A 16,345-nucleotide genomic window follows, 5' to 3' on the forward strand; every position below is an offset into this window, starting at 1 on the left:
GGCATCAGCATCAGAGCGCCTTGTGCATGATGTGCAGACCGACGTACCCCTCGGTCGGATGGTTGAAGCCCTCCGGCAGCGTCCCCAGTATCTCGAAGCCGAGCGATCGGTACAGCTTGACGGCATACGCGTTCGTCTCGACCACCGCGTTGAACTGCATGGCCCGGAAGCCTGAAGTGCGCGCCCAGTCCATCGAGTACTCGCACAGGGCCCGCCCCACGCCACGCCCCGAGTGCTCGGGGTCGACCAAGTACGTGGCGCTGGCGATGTGCGAACCGTTGCCCATGTGATTCCGGTTCATCTTCGCCGTGCCCAGCACCGTCCCGGAGTCGTCGACCGCGACGACCGTTCGGTTCGGCGCCGCGAGGAACCACCAGCCCTGCGCATCGTCCTCACCGAGGTGAAGCGGATAGGTGAGTGTCTCGCCGGCGGCGACGATGGCATGGAAGAACGGCCAGATGGCGGGCCAGTCCTCAGTGGTTGCTTCCCTGATCAACATGGGGAACAGAGTGCCGGTGCGATGCGGGCGCCCGCCAGTTCTTATCGGATCCGCGCCTTCGCCACCGGAGCCGGGCGAGCAAACCCCTCGCGGGGGTCGGCGGGCACGGAGTGCCGGATACGGATTCGGCGAGATCCCCGACGGGACCTTCGACGGGGATTCCGAGGGAGACTTCGGACGGGCCTCCGGAGGCACCCGAGCGTACCGAGGCCGGTGTACTTACGGACCCGGGCCGTGACGCCGGAACCAGTGCGGGTGCGAGCCGTGACGCGGGGACAGGACCGGGTGCCCATGGTGGTGCGGGCCGGGCAGCGGGTGCCGGTCGGGGCGTGGACGCGGATGTGGGTGTAGGCGCGGGTGCGGGTGCGGGTGTGGATGCCGGTGACCCGGAGTCGCGCACAGGCGGCCAGGGCACTGCCGCCGCCCGCACAGGGGCTGTTGCAGTATCCGGCACGAGCCGTGGTCCGCGCTCGTCACCGGGGCGCGGGGCCTGCCGGTCCTCGCGGGCCCTGTCCAGCTCCAGCGCCAGGTTGACCCGCCGCCACAGGATCTCGTCCGGATCGTCGGCCAGCATCAGCTCCCCCATGGCCTCCTTGGCCGACACGGACCCCGGCCGTCCGAACACGGGTTCCGGCCGAACCCTGGCGAGGTAGGCCCGTTCGTACGGATCGTCCACCACCTCACCGAGTTGGACGGGGTCCAGGGCGGATGCCTGTACAGCGGCTCGCGCCCACGCGTCCTCTGTGCGGCCGAGCAGTCTGTCGATCCTCTGGGATCGCCAGTTGCGGGCACGCCAGTCGGCTCCGGCTTCCAGCATCGCCCGCATTCCGGCGGGGCTGGTGCCGGCGAGCAGCGTGGGCTCGCGGGTGGCGAATCCCGCGAGTTCGTCGACGAGGTAGAGCCAGACCACAGCCCGGTAACGGTTCAGATAGAACGTGACCGGCGCGAAACACCCCGCCCGTGCCAGCCGGGTGAAACGGGCCGGACTGATGGCGAGCAACGCGGCCCCTTCAGCGGTGCCCACCGTGCGCACCCGTCCCCCGAGGCCGTCGGGGAATCCCGGGTGCGCGCGCAGGCGCTCGATCTCGTCCCGGACGACCCGAGGCCGTCCGCCGTCCGGTCCGGTGGTGGTGGCTACCAGCCCCAGATGCACGGCGAGCTCGAACTCCCCGCGCCTCATGCCCAGTTCCTGCGCGGCTCGGCCCGCGGTCACCGTGACCGCGCCGTCACCGCTCTCACGCCCGCGCGCGTCCTCGTCATGCGTGCGGGTGGCTTCCGTAACGGTCATGCCCCTGCCCTCCCCGTGAGGTCCGAATACTCTCTGTGACCACGGTAGCCCGGAGGGGGCTTCTATCGGCATGCCTGTGGATAACTCCCGACGTCCAGCGAAAAGCGCAGGTCAGGGACTGTCGATGCCCTCTGTGGCGCCTTGGCGAACCGCTACACCGAGGTGTTCGCCGACCCGGTTGACGAGCAGCGTCATCTCGTAGGCGACCTGGCCGACATCGGCCTCGGCAGCGGTCAGCACGCACAGACAGCTGCCGTCGCCCGCCGCCGTCACGAAAAGCAACGCCTCGTCGAACTCGACCATGGTCTGCCGGGCTCTGCCGGCCCTGAAGTGCCGGCCAGATCCGCGAGCCAGGCTGTGCAGACCGGAGGAGACCGCCGCGAGATGTTCCGCGTCCTCACGGGCCAGCCCCGTGCTCGCCCCGGTCACCAGACCATCGTTCGACAGCACCAATGCGTGCCGTATGTGCTCCACCCTGCTGGTGAGATCGTCAAGGAGCCAGTCAAGTCCCCGGTCCAGCGCCATTTGCTCGTCCTCCCCGCTCATACGTTCCCCGTTGCCCGTATCGCGTAAGCCTTGCGTACCACTCCCGTACGGGCAAGCGCCCCCTTCCTCCGGGGCGTCGCTTCGCGCCACGCGAGGGTTCGTCCGAGGATGGGGAAATGGCACACCACATGACCGACGAAGAGCGGCGGGCCTTCCTTTCCGAGGGCACCCGCACCGCCAAGCTGTCGACCGTCCGGGCCGACGGCAGTCCGCACATCGCCCCCGTCTGGTTCCTGCTCGACGGCGACGATCTGGTCTTCAACACCGGGAAGGAAACCGTGAAGGGCCGCAATCTCGCACGCGACGGCCGGGTGGCCCTGTGTATCGACGACGACCGGCCGCCGTTCGCCTTCACCGTGCTCCAGGGCCAGGCCGAACTGAGTGAAGATCCTGACCAGTTGAGGCACTGGGCGACGCGGATCGCTGCCCGGTACATGGGCGAGGAGGTGGCCGAGGAGTTCGGGAGGCGTAACGGCGTATCCGGTGAACTGGTCGTGCGTGTCCGTGTCGACAAGGCGCTGGCCATGGCTGCCGTGGCCGACTGACCACGGCTCGCGACGCCCGGGGCTGGAGGGACCGGCCCGTCCGGTCCCTCCAGCCCGGCCCGCCCGGTTCCTCCCGTGCGGCCCGTCCGGTCCCTCCAGCCCGGCCCGCCCGGTTCCTCCAGTGCGGCCCGCCCGGTTCCTCCGACCCGGCCCATCCGGCCCGGTCCGGTCCGAAGCCGGTCCTCAGCTCACGGGGTCGAGGAACCGGGCGGTGTGCATCCGTCCGGTGTACTCGACCGTCCGGATCAGGACTTCTTTTCCGGAATCCCGGTCGCACGCGTCACAGAGGCACCACGGGCGTGCCCGGTCGAGGTCGAGGGCGTGCGACTTCTCGTACGCGCCGTAGGTGCGAGCGCCCGGGAAACACGGGAAACCCCTGGACGTCGACAATGAACGGGATGCGCCGGTGCTCGAAGGGGCCGACCCCGTTGTCGGCGTCCTGGACCGCGCTGTCGGCGTGCCCGGAGGGCATCGATCACTCTCTCGCGGGTGAGCCTCACGATGCGAAGGGGGCGGCCGGAGCCATCTCGGCGGGCTCGGATGGGTCACGCCCGGTATCGGTACGCGGACAGCATGGCCATACCGATACGGAAGGGTGCCCGGATCGGCCGCTCAGCGAGCGGGCGCGGGCCTCTACACTGGCATTTTCGGGTGACTGGCCCTGTCGGTACAGGGAAGACGTGCGGCGACGGGTGCGTGCGGACGGCCCCGTGAACGGGAGAGGTCAAGCGTGTCCACAGGTTCCGGCGGCGGTTTCCAGGATCCGCCCGCGGAGGTGCTGGCCGAGGCGGCAGCCGCGTTCGGGCTCCTGGCGTCACCGGCACGGCTGCACATCGTGTGGACTCTGTCCCAGGGCGAGTGCGATGTGACCGGTCTCGCCGACCGGGTGGGCGGCACCCTGCCCTCGGTGAGCCAGCATCTGACGAAGTTGAAATTGGCCGGACTCGTACGGTCGCGCCGTGAGGGACGCCGCCAGGTCTACCTGGTCGACGATCCCGGCGTGGTGACTGTGGTGCGCCTCATGGTCGGCCAGCTGGCGGAGCGCGCCGGGCACTCGGCCGCGCACCCCGTCCGCCTGCGTGAGCTCGGTGCCTGACAGGAGCGCAGCCGCAGGGCCGGGCCGCACGGAGCGGGACGACGCGTCGGCCACGGTGATCCCTCTGAGCCCCGGTGCGGGCAGCGATGCGGGGAGCCACGCCGGTTCAGGCAGCCGCGGCAGTGCGGGTGCGGGTGGTCGTCACGGTGCCGGGCCGACCTCGCTCCAAGTACTGCGCTCACTGGACAGCGGGCCGCGGGGACTGCTGGAGAGCGTCGCCGAAGAGCGCCTGGCCCACCTCGGCGAGAACGTTCTTCCCGCGTGGCGCCCCGTCTCGTGGCCCCGGCGTTTCCTGGCCAGCTTCCGCGACCCGTTCACCTCCGTGCTCCTCTGCCTGGGCCTGGTGTCGGCACTTGTGTCGGCATGGGGCACGGCCTGCGTGACTCTGGTTCTCGTCCTGGTCAGCTGCCTGCTGCGCTCGGGCGAGGAACACCGCGCCGACCGGTCGGCCGCGGCACTGCGGGAGCTGGTGGCGACCACGGCGACCGTGCTGCGCCGTACGTCCGCGGACGCCGCACCGCGTGCCCGTGAGGTGCCCGTGGCCGAGCTGGTGCCGGGCGATGTGATCCGGCTCGGGCCGGGAGATCTCGTACCCGCCGACGTACGACTGTTGCGCGCCAGTGGCCTCACCGTGCATCAGTCGGCCCTCACCGGGGAGTCGGCGCCGGTGCCCAAGCATCCCGTCGACGCCCCGGAACCATCCGTGTCCCCGTCCGGCCCGTTCGCACAGCCGCACCTCTGCTTCCAGGGCAGCAGTGTGACGTCCGGCAGCGGAACGGCGGTCGTCGTCACGACCGGAGGGGACACCTGGTTCGCCGCGGCCCATGACGGCCGGGCCCGCCGCCGGGGCGCCAGTGCCTTCGACCGGTCGGTGCAGGGCATCTCCTGGACCCTGATCCGCTTCATGCTGCTCACACCGCCCCTGGTCCTCATGGCCAACGCGGCACTGCGCGGCCGGGGTCTTGAGACGTTGCCGTTCGCCGTCGCCGTGGCTGTCGGCCTCACTCCCGAGATGCTGCCCGTCCTCGTCACGACGGCGCTGGCACGGGGTGCCTCACGGCTCGCCCGTACGAGCGGTGTCATCGTCAAGCGGCTGCCCGCACTGCACGATCTCGGGGCGGTCGATGTCCTGTGCCTGGACAAGACGGGCACCCTGACCGAGGACCGGCCCGTCGTCGAAGGTGCGGTGGACGGGGAGGGACGGCCCGACCCCGAGGTTCTTCAGTGGGCCGCGGTGGGCGCGCTGTGGACCTTGCAGCTCGCCGAGCTGCCCGCGCCCGACGCGCTGGACGAGGCGGTACTGGACGCTGCGGAGGACCACGCGGCCGAAGGCGACGGGAGTTCGCCGCTGTCGGTGTACGACGGGGTGGCCGCGTTGCCGTTCGATCCGGTGCGCCGTCTCGCCACCGCCGTGGTCCGGCGGCCCGGCCGTCCCGGCATCCACACGCTGGTCACGAAGGGCGCCGTCGAAGCCGTACTCGACCGGTGCGTACTGGACGACGGCGAACGCGAACGGCTGCTCGCCCGCGCCGCCCGGGAGGCCGAGCGCGGGCTGCGGCTGCTCGCCGTGGCCCGTGCCGACCGACCGTCCGGAGCCCGCGCCTACACCTCGGCCGACGAACGAGGGCTGACGTTCCTCGGCCTGGTCACCCTCCGCGACGTCCCCGCGCCGAGCGCCGCCGACGCGCTCGGCGTCCTGGCGGCGCGGGGCATCGCCGTGAAGGTCCTCACCGGCGACCATCCCGGCACGGCGGCCCGTGTCTGTCACGACCTCGGGCTGCCGCCCGGCGAGGTCGTGACGGCCGAACGGATCGACGCGCTGTCGGATGAGGAGCTGGCACGGCTGGCGGACCGGGCCACCGTGTTCGCCCGCTGCGCCCCGGAGCACAAGGCACGCATCGTCTCGGCGCTCCGCGCGGGCGGGCACACCACCGGATTCCTCGGTGACGGCGTCAACGACCTGCCCGCGCTGCACACCGCCGATGTCGGCATCTGCCCGCGCAACGCGGTCGACGTCGCACGGGAAGCGGCGGATGTCGTCCTGGCCGAAAAGGACCTGACCGCGATCGACCGGGCCGTGGTCGCGGGGCGCCGCAGCAGCGGCAACATCGCCACGTATCTGCGCATCACGCTCTCGTCGAATCTCGGCAATGTCCTCGCGATGCTGACCGCGGGCCTGCTGCTGCCGTTCCTCCCCATGCTCCCGGCGCAGGTGCTCGTGCAGAACCTCTGCTCCGACGCGGCACAACTCGCGTTCGCGTTCGACCGGCCCGCCGCCGCGGCCCTGCGCCGCCCCACCGTGCTCCGCCCCCGCGACTTCCTGCGGTTCATCACGGGCTTCGGCCTGCTCAACGCCGCCGCCGACCTCGCCACCTTCGGCGTGCTCGCCCTGGCTCTGCGCGATACGGCCGCTCCCGGCGGCGAGGCCGCGTTCCACGCCGGATGGTTCACCGAGAACCTGCTCACCCAGGCCCTCGTCATGATGTTGCTGCGTACCGGCCGGAACTCGGCCGAACGCAAGGCCGGCGGGCCACTGCGCGCGGCGGCCGCCGGGCTCGCCGCCGTGGGTGTGCTGCTGCCCCTCACCGCGCTGGGCCCGCTGCTGGGAATGGCCGCCCTGCCCCCGCTGTACTACCTGCTCCTCGGCACGGTCCTCGGGCTGTACGCGATCGGGCTGGCGGCAGCCCGCAGACGCTACGACCGCACGAACACCGCACCGTGATGCCGAGCGGACCGAGGGGGCGCTGGTTCGCCCCCCAGCCATGGTTATACAGTTGCGCAATGCGGCAACTGTTGCCGTGCGGACGGAGAGAAGGGCGGGACCAGAATGTTGCGCAACGGCCTGGAGCCCTGGCACCTGCTGATCGTGGCCATCGTGCTCATCGTGCTGTTCGGTTCGAAGAAGCTGCCGGACACGGCGCGCGCCCTGGGGAAGTCGATGCGCATCCTCAAGAGTGAGGCCAAGGCCATGAAGGAGGACGAGTCCCGATGAACGGCGAGAGTGCGGCGCAGGGGCCAGGCGACGACGAGTGCGGCCATCACCGGCTGCACGGCGCCCGGCGCACCCACTCCACTCGCCGACCCCACACCCCTGCGGCACTTTCTCGACCCGCGACATCTTCGCGACCTGCGGCACCTTCGCGGCTCACGGCGCCTTCGCCCTCTCGGCGTCTTCATCATCTTCACTTCACGACTTGCGCAATCCGGGAACCTTGACGACCGCGCCACGCGTTCGCGTAAGTGACGGCAGAACAGCACGGCCGAACCGTGCGGATCGACGTAACACTGGAGGAATTTTCATGGGTGTGACCCTGGCGAAGGGCGGCAACGTCTCCCTGACGAAGGAGGCGCCCGGCCTGACCGCCGTGACGGTCGGCCTGGGCTGGGACGTACGTACCACGACCGGAGCCGATCACGACCTTGATGCCAGTGCCCTGCTGTGCTCCGAGGCCGGCAAGGTTCTCTCCGACGCGCACTTCGTGTTCTACAACAACCTCAACAGTCCCGACGGTTCGGTGCGCCACACCGGCGACAACCTGACGGGTGAGGGCGAGGGTGACGACGAGTCCATCGACGTCGACCTGGCCGGGGTCCCGGTCGAGATCGCGAAGATCGTGTTCCCGGTGTCGATCCACGACGCCCAGAGCCGCGGCCAGAGCTTCGGTCAGGTGCGTAACGCGTTCATCCGCGTGGTCAACCGGGCGAACGGCGTCGAGCTGGCGCGCTACGACCTCAGCGAGGACGCGTCGACCGAGACGGCGATGGTGTTCGGCGAGCTGTACCGGCACGGTGCGGAGTGGAAATTCCGCGCCGTGGGCCAGGGTTACGCATCGGGGCTCGCGGGAATCGCGTCCGATTACGGCGTCAATGTCTGACAGGTGAGCCCACGCCGTCCGGCCGCTAGAGCGTCCGGAGGCCGTTGATCACCTCATGGAGAATCCATTCATCGGACAGCTCCGCAGCGGGTACGGGGCGACTGCCCCGTACCCGCCCCGTTTCGAACAGACCTCCCAGGAGCATGCGCGCCACGCCAACCGGCAGAGCCGGGTCGGCGGAGAGTTCCGCGACTCGGTTCGAAAGCTGATGAAATATGGCAGAGAGCCGCTTCCGAACAATCGCTCAACGCTCGAATGCGCGCCACGCCTCTTCCCGTTTCGTTCGGACGCCGACTGCGCGATCATGTCCACATGGCCGATGACCACGCACATGTCCAGGACTTCTTCACCCCCCGCGCGGCCGACTGGGACAGCCGTTTTCCCGACGACGGGCCGGCCTACGACGCCGCGGTAAGTGCGCTGGGGCTGCGTCCCGGGGACGCGGTGCTCGACGCCGGCTGCGGCACGGGGCGTGCGCTGCCGGCTCTGCGCTCCGCCGTCGGATCCGGTGGCACCGTGCTCGGCGTGGACCTCACGCCCGCGATGCTGAAGGAGGCGGTGCGGGCCGGGCGGGAGCGGAGCGGGGTCCTGCTGCTCGCCGATGCCGCACGGCTGCCGCTCCGCACCGGGGCGCTGGACGCGGTGTTCGGCGCCGGGCTGATCTCCCATCTCTCGCGGCCGGAGGAGGATTTGGGGGAGCTGGCGCGGGTTGTGCGGACGGGCGGGCTGCTGGCTCTGTTCCATCCGATCGGCCGGGCCGCGCTGGCCGCGCGCCACGGCCGCCGCATCACCGATGACGATCTGCGGGCCGAGCCCAGGCTCGGCCCGCTGCTGGCCCGTTCCGGATGGCGGCTGGACTCGTACACCGACGAGGACGACCGCTTCCTGGCACTCGCTGTCCGTACGGGCTGATACGGGTCGCCCCGTCGGCGGTCAGAAGGGGCTGCGCCGACCGGCCGCCGCACACGGAAGAGCTGGACGATCCGTTTCCGTTTCCGGCAGAGCGCCCTCACGATCGCGCGGGCGGCGGGCCCCGGCCGTTCGTACCGGAACGCCCGCGGCCGCGAATCGTCGAGAAGCGCGATACCGGCGCCGCGGCCGGCTCGTCGCGCACGCGGATGTTCCGGGGCGCACCTGATGCCCGCCGGTCGCACCCCCTCCGCCCCGCAACCCCGCTTGTCAGGGCCTCGACTACAGGGTTACCGAGTAGTTAGGGTGCGCCGACGGACCAAGCGATGAGGTATGCGGGATGAGGAGGATGCTGTGGCCGGAACGGACGACACGGTTGCCGACGACGACGCACTGTTTGTGCTGACCGCAGTACTGCTCACCCCCGCGCAGTTCCCGAGCGTGCTGGGTGACGACTATGTGGCCGCCTGCCGGACGCTCGCCCTCGAACCGTACGAGGAGGGCTACGGTCTGGTCCTCGGCCAGGACGGCAACGGTGCCCGGTGGACCGTGGTCGTGGAGGACGTCTCGCTGGTCGCTGTCGCCATCGCCGCCTGGGACTGTGGAATGGATTACGACCTCTCCCCCGACGACCGTTCCGTGGTGTGCGCGCTGCCCGGCTGGCCACTCGCCGTGGCTGTCGCCGCGCCCGGTGTTCCCGCGCCGCACGATCCGCTGCCGGATCCGGAGGCCGAAGGGGTGGGTCCCGCCCCGTTGACGCCGCCCGACACCGACGCCTGGGGACCGGCGCAGCGGCGCCTCGGGGCGGACGAGATCGCCGCGCGGTGGGCGACCTGGCGCGAACAGATAGCCGACTCGGAGTTCACCCGGCCCGGTGAGACGGTGCGCGAGGAAGCGGCGACCGTGGGGGCTGGGAGTGCCGGGCCCGGCGGCGTGCGAGAGCCGGCTTCGGATGCGGGTGCGGCAGCCGAGGATTCCGGGGCATCGAGCGGGAACGCGCAGTCCGGGCAGCACCCCGGTGTGCGCCGGGTGCTGGAGGAGGCCCGTGCGTATACACAGTGCCCACCGCCGCCCGGCCGGGTCCGGTCCGCCTTCGCCTCCGACGACGCCCGCACACTGCGCGCCGACGGTCCGGGCTGGTCACTGGTCGCCAGGACCGACGACATCGCGTTCATCCTGCTGGACGAGACGCCGGGCGAGATCCATACCGTGGGCCGCGGCCCCGAGCTGCCCGGCCTGCTCAAGGCTCTGGACGAACTGACCGTACGACCCGCCTGATTGCGGGATCACTCCGGCCGGGCGGAGGTTCAGGAGGCAGGCACGCGTTCTGCGCGATGTACGAACAGACCGGCGGGCGGCGCCCCGCAGTGGGCGCCGCCGCACGGTTGTCCGGTGGCCGGGGTCAGCGGCCTATCTCCTTGCGGCTGACCCTGCGGAGCCGACGCCGCTGGGCCGGGTCCAGCATCAGATACCCCACGACCGGTACGCCGATCAGCACCAGCAGCGCCCACCAGAATCCGATGAGGGGCCACAGGACCGCCGCCGCGACGACTCCCCCGATGGCGATCTTCGCACCGTTCGACATGGTCCACGCCTCCTTCGCGGCCGGAGCCGCTCCTGTTGTGTGAACGCTTGTGCGCGCCCATCGGTTCCGCAACGCGGCCCCGACTATCGCAACGGTTCGCCGACCTCGTGCATGTGGGTCAGCGCCTGGCGGTAGGACTCGATGAGCCCGGTCTCCGCGTACGGCATGCCGATGTCCTCGCAGTGAGCCTTGACCAGCGGCTGGGCCAGTCGCAGGTGGGGGCGCGGCATGCTCGGGAAGAGATGGTGCTCGATCTGGTAGTTCAGGCCCCCGAGGAACCAGTCGGTGAGGACGGCCCCGCGAACGTTCCGCGAGGTCAGCACCTGTCGCTGCAGGTGGCCCCAGCGGTCACCGTCCGGGTCGGGCATCTCCATGCCCTTGTGGTTCGGGGCGAAGGCCATGCCGAGGTGGAGGCCGAACAGCGCGTGGTGCACCAGGGCGAACACGACGGCCTTGCCGAGAGACATCGTGGTGAGGAGCAGCGTGGCGTACAGCGCGAGGTGCCCGGCCAGCAGCAGACCGGAAAGGGCCCGCTCCCTGACGGGCTGACGCCGCAGGAACTGGAAACCGTAGATCTTCAGGGCGATGCCTTCGAGGAGCAGCATCGGGAAGAAGAGCCGGGCCTGGTTACGGGTGAGCCAGCGGGCGAAACCTTCGCGCTGCGCGGCCTGCTTCTGGGTCCAGACAAGAGCGCCGACGCCGACATCGGGATCCTTGTCGATGTGGTTGGGGTTGGCGTGGTGGCGCACGTGCTTGTCGTTCCACCACGCCTCGTTCATGCCGAGGAGCAGATTGGCGTGGAAGAGCCCGATGATGCGGCTCGCCCTGCGGTCACCGGAGATCTGGGCGTGTCCCGCGTCGTGTCCGAAGAAGGCGGTACGGGTCCACAGGATCGCCAGCGGCAGCGTGAGGAGCAGTGTCCACCAGGTGTTGCCCAGGAGCACGAGACCGGTGATCACCGCCCCCAGGGCCACCAGGTTGACCGCGATGCCCGCCCCGTACCAGCCGGTGCGCCGCTCCAGGAGCCCTTGCCCCTTGACTGCCCTCAGAAGGGGGGCGAAATCGCTCCCTGAACTCCCGGAACTCGCGGAACCCCCGGAACCGGATCGCTCGGCGCCCTGCCCCTCCGAAACCGGGTTCTGTGAAACCGGGTTCTCCGAATCCGCGCCTGCGGCACACGCGACACCTCCCGTACTTCCGGAACTGTCCGATCCGTCGCGGGCGTGCTCCGCAACGGTGGCTATCGCCTGGGGCATGACATCTCCGGTCTCTGGGCATGTGCGCTGACCTTGTAGAACGTACGGATTGGGTGCTGGTGGCAGCCATGGCGCCACCACCCTGGTTCTCCGGGGGGTTGCCCCCGTGTCCCACGGTGGTGCTGGCTGCACCACGAGACCGGAAGGCAGAGGAAAGTGATGGGGGTCACGGCGCGAAATTGCCGGAAGAGGCGACGGGTGGAGTACCCTCGGCGACCCCGACCCACTAGTCAAATTTGAGGAATCTGACATCGCTGTGCACCTGCACCCTGCGGCAACGCTTTCCGAGATTTCTGAACTGTCCCGCTGCTCCGCAGTCTTCCTCCCCGCGGATCCGGCCCGTACCGGCCTGATCGCGTTCTGGAACCCGGACGGTAGCACCCCGCCCGATGCTCCCGGGATTTCGAGGGAACTGACCGTCGTCGGAGCCGATGCGCAGCCGCGTGCCGTACCGGCTCTGCACCTGCCCGTGCGGGATGCCCTCGCTGTCCTCACGCGTGCGCGGGTGAGCGGGCACGCCTCCCCCGCGACCGCCTTCTGGGGTGCCGCCGGAATCCTCGCGCTCCAACTCGCCGCCCGCGGACTGCTGCTGCCGGGGCTGAGCCCCACGGACCACGATGCGTGGCGGGCCGGTCCGCTGACCTCGGACGACCTCGCGCGGATCCGGGAGCTGGCGGCGTCCATGCCGCCCACCGCCCACTCCGTGCCGCTGGACGCCGGCCCGGACACGGCGGCGGGCCGACCGGTGCTGTTGCCCGAACCGGAGCGGCTGCTGCGGGCGTTCCTGGACGCGGTGGCCGACGGGCTGCCCCGTACGCCCGCCGCCCCATTCACCACAACGGGCCCCGCCTTCGCCGCCGATGCTCCGCAACAGCTCCCCGGTCTGCGGGGCTGGGCGGCCGATGTCGCGGCCGGTCACGACGCGGGCGTACGGCTCTCCCTGCGGATCGAGGTGTCGGGGCTGACCGAACCGGCCACCACGACCGGCTCCGACCACGGCTCGCGCCAGAACCAAAACCATCACTATCACGAGCAGTCGCAGTCGCAGTCGCAGTCGCAGTCGCAGTCGCAGTCGCAGTCGCAGTCGAGTGATCGTGGACCGTCGTTCCGGGCCGTCCTGCAGATCCACAGCGTCAGCGACCCCACCCTGGTCACCGACGCGGCCGAGGTATGGGCGGGCAGCGCGCCGACCGCTGCGGCATTCGGCCCGCGGGCCCGGATGGACGCCCTGCTCGCGCTGCGCCGCGCCGCCCGCGCCTGGCCTCCGCTGGCCCCACTGCTGTCGGCGGCGGTGCCCGACTCGGTCGAGCCGGCCGACGAGGAGATCGCCGAGCTGCTGGGCCCCGCCGCACGGGCACTGGCCGCGACGGGCGTTCAGGTGCACTGGCCCAAGGAACTGGCCAGGAAGCTCACCGCACGCGCGGTGATCGGACCGCCCGACCCGGATGACGGCCGAGCCGGGTCGGAGGACGGTTCCGGAGCCCCCGTCGGCACCGGGTCGGACGCTCCCTCCATCCTGTCCGCCGACGCGCTGCTCGCGTTCAACTGGCGGTTCGCGCTGGGCGACCAGAAACTGAGCCGGGCAGAACTGGACCGGCTCGCCGAGTCCAGCAGGCCGGTCGTCCGCCTGCGCGACCAGTGGGTGCTCATCGACCCCGAAGAGGCCCGACGGGCCCGGGAGTCCCAGGACCGCAAGGTCACACCCATCGACGCGCTGGGCGCCGTACTCACCGGCTCCACCGAGGTGGACGGGCACCGGGTCGAGGTCGAGGCGACGGGCTGGCTGGAGCGGCTGCGGGACCGGCTCGCGGACCCGGAGTCGGGCGCACAGCAGACGGTCGGTCAGCCCGGGGCGCTCACCGCGACCTTGCGCGACTACCAGCTGCGCGGCCTGAACTGGCTGAACACCATGACCTCACTCGGTCTCGGCGGATGTCTCGCCGACGACATGGGACTCGGCAAGACCATCACCCTGATCGCGCTGCATCTGCACCGCCAGAGCGATCCCGCGGCGGCCGGGCCGACCCTGGTGGTGTGCCCGACGTCCCTGATGGGCAACTGGCAACGGGAGATCGAGAGGTTCGCGCCGGGCACGCCGGTACGTCGTTTCCACGGTGCCACACGCTCCCTGGACGGGCTCGCGGACGGCGAGTTCGTCCTCACCACGTACGGCACGATGCGCCTCGACGCACCCCGGCTCGCCGGGACGAACTGGGGAATGGTCGTCGCCGACGAGGCGCAGCACGTCAAGAATCCGCACTCGGCCACGGCGAAGCAGCTGCGGGCCATCGGTGCGCGGGCGCGCGTCGCGCTCACCGGCACCCCGGTGGAGAACAACCTCTCCGAGCTGTGGGCGATCCTCGACTGGACGACCCCGGGACTCCTCGGCCGGCTCGGCACTTTCCGTACCCGGTACGCTGCCGCGGTCGAGGGCGGCAACGACCCGGCGGCCGCCGAGCGGCTCGCCTCCCTGGTGCGCCCGTTCCTGCTGCGGCGCCGCAAGTCCGACCCGGGCATCGCGCCGGAGCTGCCGCCGAAGACGGAGACCGACCGTGCGGTGTCGCTGACTGCGGAGCAGACGGGCCTGTACGAGGCGGTGGTGCGCGAGACCCTGGCGGAGATCTCCGGGTCCGACGGATTCGCCCGGCGCGGGCTCGTCATGAAGCTGCTGACGGCGCTCAAGCAGATCTGCAACCACCCGGCGCAATACCTCAAGGAGGAGGAGCCGAGGATCGCGGACCGTTCGGGCAAGGTGGAACTGCTGGACGAGCTCCTCGACACGATCCTGTCCGAGGAGGCGAGCGTGCTGGTGTTCACCCAGTACGTGCAGATGGCCCGGCTGCTGGAACAGCATCTGGCGGCGCGCGGGGTGCCCACCCAGTTCCTGCACGGCGGCACCTCCGTCGCACAGCGCGAGGAGATGGTCGAGCGGTTCCAGGCGGGCGAGGCCCCGGTCTTCCTGCTGTCGCTCAAGGCGGCCGGGACCGGACTCAACCTCACCCGGGCCGAGCACGTGGTGCACTTCGACCGCTGGTGGAACCCGGCGGTCGAGGCGCAGGCGACGGACCGCGCGTACCGGATCGGCCAGACCCGGCCGGTCCAGGTGCACCGGCTCATCGCCGAGGGCACCATCGAGGACCGGATCGCCGAGATGCTGGCCCGCAAGCAGGGAGTCGCGGACGCGGTGCTGGGTTCCGGCGAGGCCGCGCTGACCGAACTGACCGATGCGGAACTGGCCGACCTGGTCCAGCTGCGAGGGGGCGCACGATGAGCGACGCGTACGAGGACGTATACGAGAACGACGGCTACGACGAGCGTGGCGGCGGGCACGGCGACTGGCAGGGCGACGAGCCGGACAGTGAGCGGGGCGAACAGCCCGGTTACGGCCGGGGCGTTGAGGGGCGTGGCGGCCCCGAGCGTACGTTCGCCGCTCTGCCGCCGACGCAGGGGCGCGGGTTCGCCGCGTCGTGGTGGGGCCAGGCGTGGCTCAAGGCCCTGGAGGACACGGCCCTCGACGGTCAGCAGCTGAAGAAGGGGCGCCGGCTGGCCAGAGAGGGCAAGGTCGGCGCGGTCTCCGTGCGGCCGGGCCGGATCACCGCCGTCGTCCAGGAGCGGGACGCGACGGCGTACCGCAGCGATGTGCTGCTCCAGCAACTGGGCGAGGAGGAATGGGACCGCTTCCTGGACATGGCCGTCGACCGGGCGGGACACATCGCGGCGCTGCTGGACCGGGAGATGCCGCCGCACCTGGTGGAGGACGCGGCGGCGGCCGGGGTGGATCTGCTGCCGGGCATCGGTGACCTGGAACCCGAGTGCGGTTGCGAGGCGTGGGACCACTGCCCGCACACGGGCGCCCTGTGCTACCAGGTGGCGCGGCTGCTGGACGAGGACCCGTTCGTGTTGCTGCTGCTGCGGGGGCGCGACGAGCGGCGGCTCCTCGACGAGCTCCAGGTGCGCAGTGCCGCGCGAGCGGTCCGGACGGTGCGCGGGGAGCCGACGGGCGCGCAGGACCGGAGTGCGCCCGCGGCACGGCACGGCGTTCCGGCCGAGGAGGTCTATGCCGCGGAAGACATTCTGCCGCCGCTGCCCGAGCCGCCGCCGGTACCCGGCGAGCCGGGTCTTCCGCCGTCCCTGGACACGGAGACCGACCCGGCCCCGGGACTCGACCCGGCGGCGCTGGAGCTGCTGGCGGCGGACAGTGCCGTACGGGCCCACCGAATGCTGCTGGAAGCACTGGCTCCGGCACACGAACACCGCCCGCTGCCCGTCGAACTGACGCCGGACCAGGACGCGGTACGGCTGGCGGCAGACGCCGGTCCCGAACCGTGGATCGCCACCCGGCTCGCGGTCGGCTCCGGTCGGCAGCGGGCCGACCTGGACACCGCGGTGCGCGCCTGGCGGTACGGCGGCAGCGCAGCCCTCGCGGTGCTGGAAGAGGAGTGGGAGCCGGACCCGGAGTCCCTGGCGCGGGCCCAGGCGCAGCTCGCCGCGGCCTGGGAGGAGGGCGAGCGCCCACAGCTGCGCGCCGGGCGTGCCCGCTGGACGGTGACGGGCGCCGACCTCCAGCTCCGGTACGGGCGGGACGGGCGGTGGTGGCCGTACCGCAAGGAACGCGGCCGCTGGGTGCCGGCCGGGCCGGCGGACGACGATCCGGCGGGCGCGCTGGCGGTGTCACCGGCCGACGCCTGATCCGACGCATACACGTACCGGGGACGGGGCAGTACCTGTGCCGGAGGCGGAAGCACC

General features: G+C 71.2%; 14 protein-coding genes and 2 pseudogenes. 9 read left to right on the forward strand and 7 right to left on the reverse strand.

What is annotated here, in order from left to right:
* Positions 1-10: 10 nt before the first annotated feature.
* The 3 genes and pseudogenes from OG413_RS29615 to OG413_RS29625 form a co-directional block, all read right to left on the reverse strand.
* Positions 11-499 carry a GNAT family N-acetyltransferase gene (locus OG413_RS29615; RefSeq protein ID WP_266810983.1) on the reverse strand — a complete coding sequence of 163 codons (489 nt, stop codon included), beginning with the start codon at positions 497-499 and terminating at the stop codon, positions 11-13.
* Between the two features lie 469 nt (positions 500-968).
* Positions 969-1,787, reverse strand: a pseudogene (locus OG413_RS29620) (DUF6397 family protein); the annotation flags it as partial.
* A 111-nt stretch (positions 1,788-1,898) separates the two neighbouring features.
* Positions 1,899-2,312 (reverse strand): roadblock/LC7 domain-containing protein, encoded by a 414-nt coding sequence (locus tag OG413_RS29625; protein WP_266813149.1) that lies wholly within the window; start codon positions 2,310-2,312, stop codon positions 1,899-1,901.
* Positions 2,313-2,449: 137 nt separating this feature from the next.
* On the opposite strand from OG413_RS29625, the gene OG413_RS29630 reads away from it, so the two are divergent.
* Positions 2,450-2,878 carry a PPOX class F420-dependent oxidoreductase gene (locus tag OG413_RS29630; RefSeq protein ID WP_266810984.1) on the forward strand — a complete coding sequence of 143 codons (429 nt, stop codon included), beginning with the start codon at positions 2,450-2,452 and terminating at the stop codon, positions 2,876-2,878.
* Positions 2,879-3,061: 183 nt separating this feature from the next.
* Here the strand turns inward: OG413_RS29630 and OG413_RS29635 are convergent.
* Positions 3,062-3,293: pseudogene (locus OG413_RS29635) on the reverse strand (ATP-binding protein); the annotation flags it as partial.
* A 315-nt stretch (positions 3,294-3,608) separates the two neighbouring features.
* Between OG413_RS29635 and OG413_RS29640 the strand changes: the two are divergent.
* The 4 genes from OG413_RS29640 to OG413_RS29655 all read left to right on the forward strand — a co-directional run bounded on the left by OG413_RS29640 (position 3,609) and on the right by OG413_RS29655 (position 7,849).
* The gene (locus tag OG413_RS29640) at positions 3,609-3,974 is read left to right on the forward strand and encodes a metalloregulator ArsR/SmtB family transcription factor (protein WP_073720110.1); all 366 of its coding nucleotides are present in this window, start codon (positions 3,609-3,611) and stop codon (positions 3,972-3,974) included.
* Positions 3,958-6,696 (forward strand): magnesium-translocating P-type ATPase, encoded by a 2,739-nt coding sequence (gene mgtA / locus OG413_RS29645; RefSeq protein WP_266810985.1) that lies wholly within the window; start codon positions 3,958-3,960, stop codon positions 6,694-6,696. The genes OG413_RS29640 and mgtA overlap by 17 nt, the downstream gene beginning before the upstream one ends.
* Before the next feature lie 105 nt (positions 6,697-6,801).
* Complete coding sequence (tatA, locus tag OG413_RS29650; RefSeq protein WP_266810986.1) at positions 6,802-6,966, forward strand: Sec-independent protein translocase subunit TatA; 165 nt, start codon at positions 6,802-6,804, stop codon at positions 6,964-6,966.
* Positions 6,967-7,273: 307 nt separating this feature from the next.
* Positions 7,274-7,849 (forward strand): TerD family protein, encoded by a 576-nt coding sequence (locus tag OG413_RS29655; RefSeq protein WP_266810987.1) that lies wholly within the window; start codon positions 7,274-7,276, stop codon positions 7,847-7,849.
* 25 nt (positions 7,850-7,874) lie between these two features.
* Here OG413_RS29655 and OG413_RS29660 read toward each other — a convergent pair whose 3' ends face one another.
* The gene (locus OG413_RS29660; RefSeq protein WP_266813151.1) at positions 7,875-8,090 is read right to left on the reverse strand and encodes a DUF742 domain-containing protein; all 216 of its coding nucleotides are present in this window, start codon (positions 8,088-8,090) and stop codon (positions 7,875-7,877) included.
* A gap of 71 nt (positions 8,091-8,161) precedes the next feature.
* Here OG413_RS29660 and OG413_RS29665 point away from each other — a divergent pair, with 71 nt between their 5' ends.
* Together OG413_RS29665 and OG413_RS29670 are read left to right on the forward strand one after the other, a co-directional pair.
* Positions 8,162-8,761, forward strand: a complete 600-nt coding sequence (locus OG413_RS29665; RefSeq protein ID WP_266810988.1) for a class I SAM-dependent methyltransferase — start codon at positions 8,162-8,164, stop codon at positions 8,759-8,761.
* A gap of 330 nt (positions 8,762-9,091) precedes the next feature.
* Positions 9,092-10,036, forward strand: a complete 945-nt coding sequence (locus tag OG413_RS29670) for a hypothetical protein (RefSeq protein WP_266810989.1) — start codon at positions 9,092-9,094, stop codon at positions 10,034-10,036.
* Positions 10,037-10,160: 124 nt separating this feature from the next.
* On the opposite strand, the gene OG413_RS29675 is transcribed toward OG413_RS29670, so the two are convergent.
* Both OG413_RS29675 and OG413_RS29680 read right to left on the reverse strand, forming a co-directional pair.
* Positions 10,161-10,343, reverse strand: coding sequence for a hypothetical protein (locus OG413_RS29675; protein WP_266810990.1), 183 nt, complete (start codon positions 10,341-10,343; stop codon positions 10,161-10,163).
* Between the two features lie 83 nt (positions 10,344-10,426).
* Positions 10,427-11,599 carry an acyl-CoA desaturase gene (locus OG413_RS29680; protein WP_266810991.1) on the reverse strand — a complete coding sequence of 391 codons (1,173 nt, stop codon included), beginning with the start codon at positions 11,597-11,599 and terminating at the stop codon, positions 10,427-10,429.
* A gap of 256 nt (positions 11,600-11,855) precedes the next feature.
* On the opposite strand from OG413_RS29680, the gene OG413_RS29685 reads away from it, so the two are divergent.
* Both OG413_RS29685 and OG413_RS29690 read left to right on the forward strand, forming a co-directional pair.
* Positions 11,856-14,870, forward strand: coding sequence for a DEAD/DEAH box helicase (locus OG413_RS29685; RefSeq protein WP_266810992.1), 3,015 nt, complete (start codon positions 11,856-11,858; stop codon positions 14,868-14,870).
* The gene (locus OG413_RS29690; protein ID WP_266810993.1) at positions 14,867-16,288 is read left to right on the forward strand and encodes an SWF or SNF family helicase; all 1,422 of its coding nucleotides are present in this window, start codon (positions 14,867-14,869) and stop codon (positions 16,286-16,288) included. Before OG413_RS29685 ends, OG413_RS29690 begins: the two co-directional genes overlap by 4 nt.
* Positions 16,289-16,345 lie beyond the last annotated feature (57 nt).

The organism is Streptomyces sp. NBC_01433, from assembly GCF_026340105.1.
GTDB lineage: Bacteria > Actinomycetota > Actinomycetes > Streptomycetales > Streptomycetaceae > Streptomyces.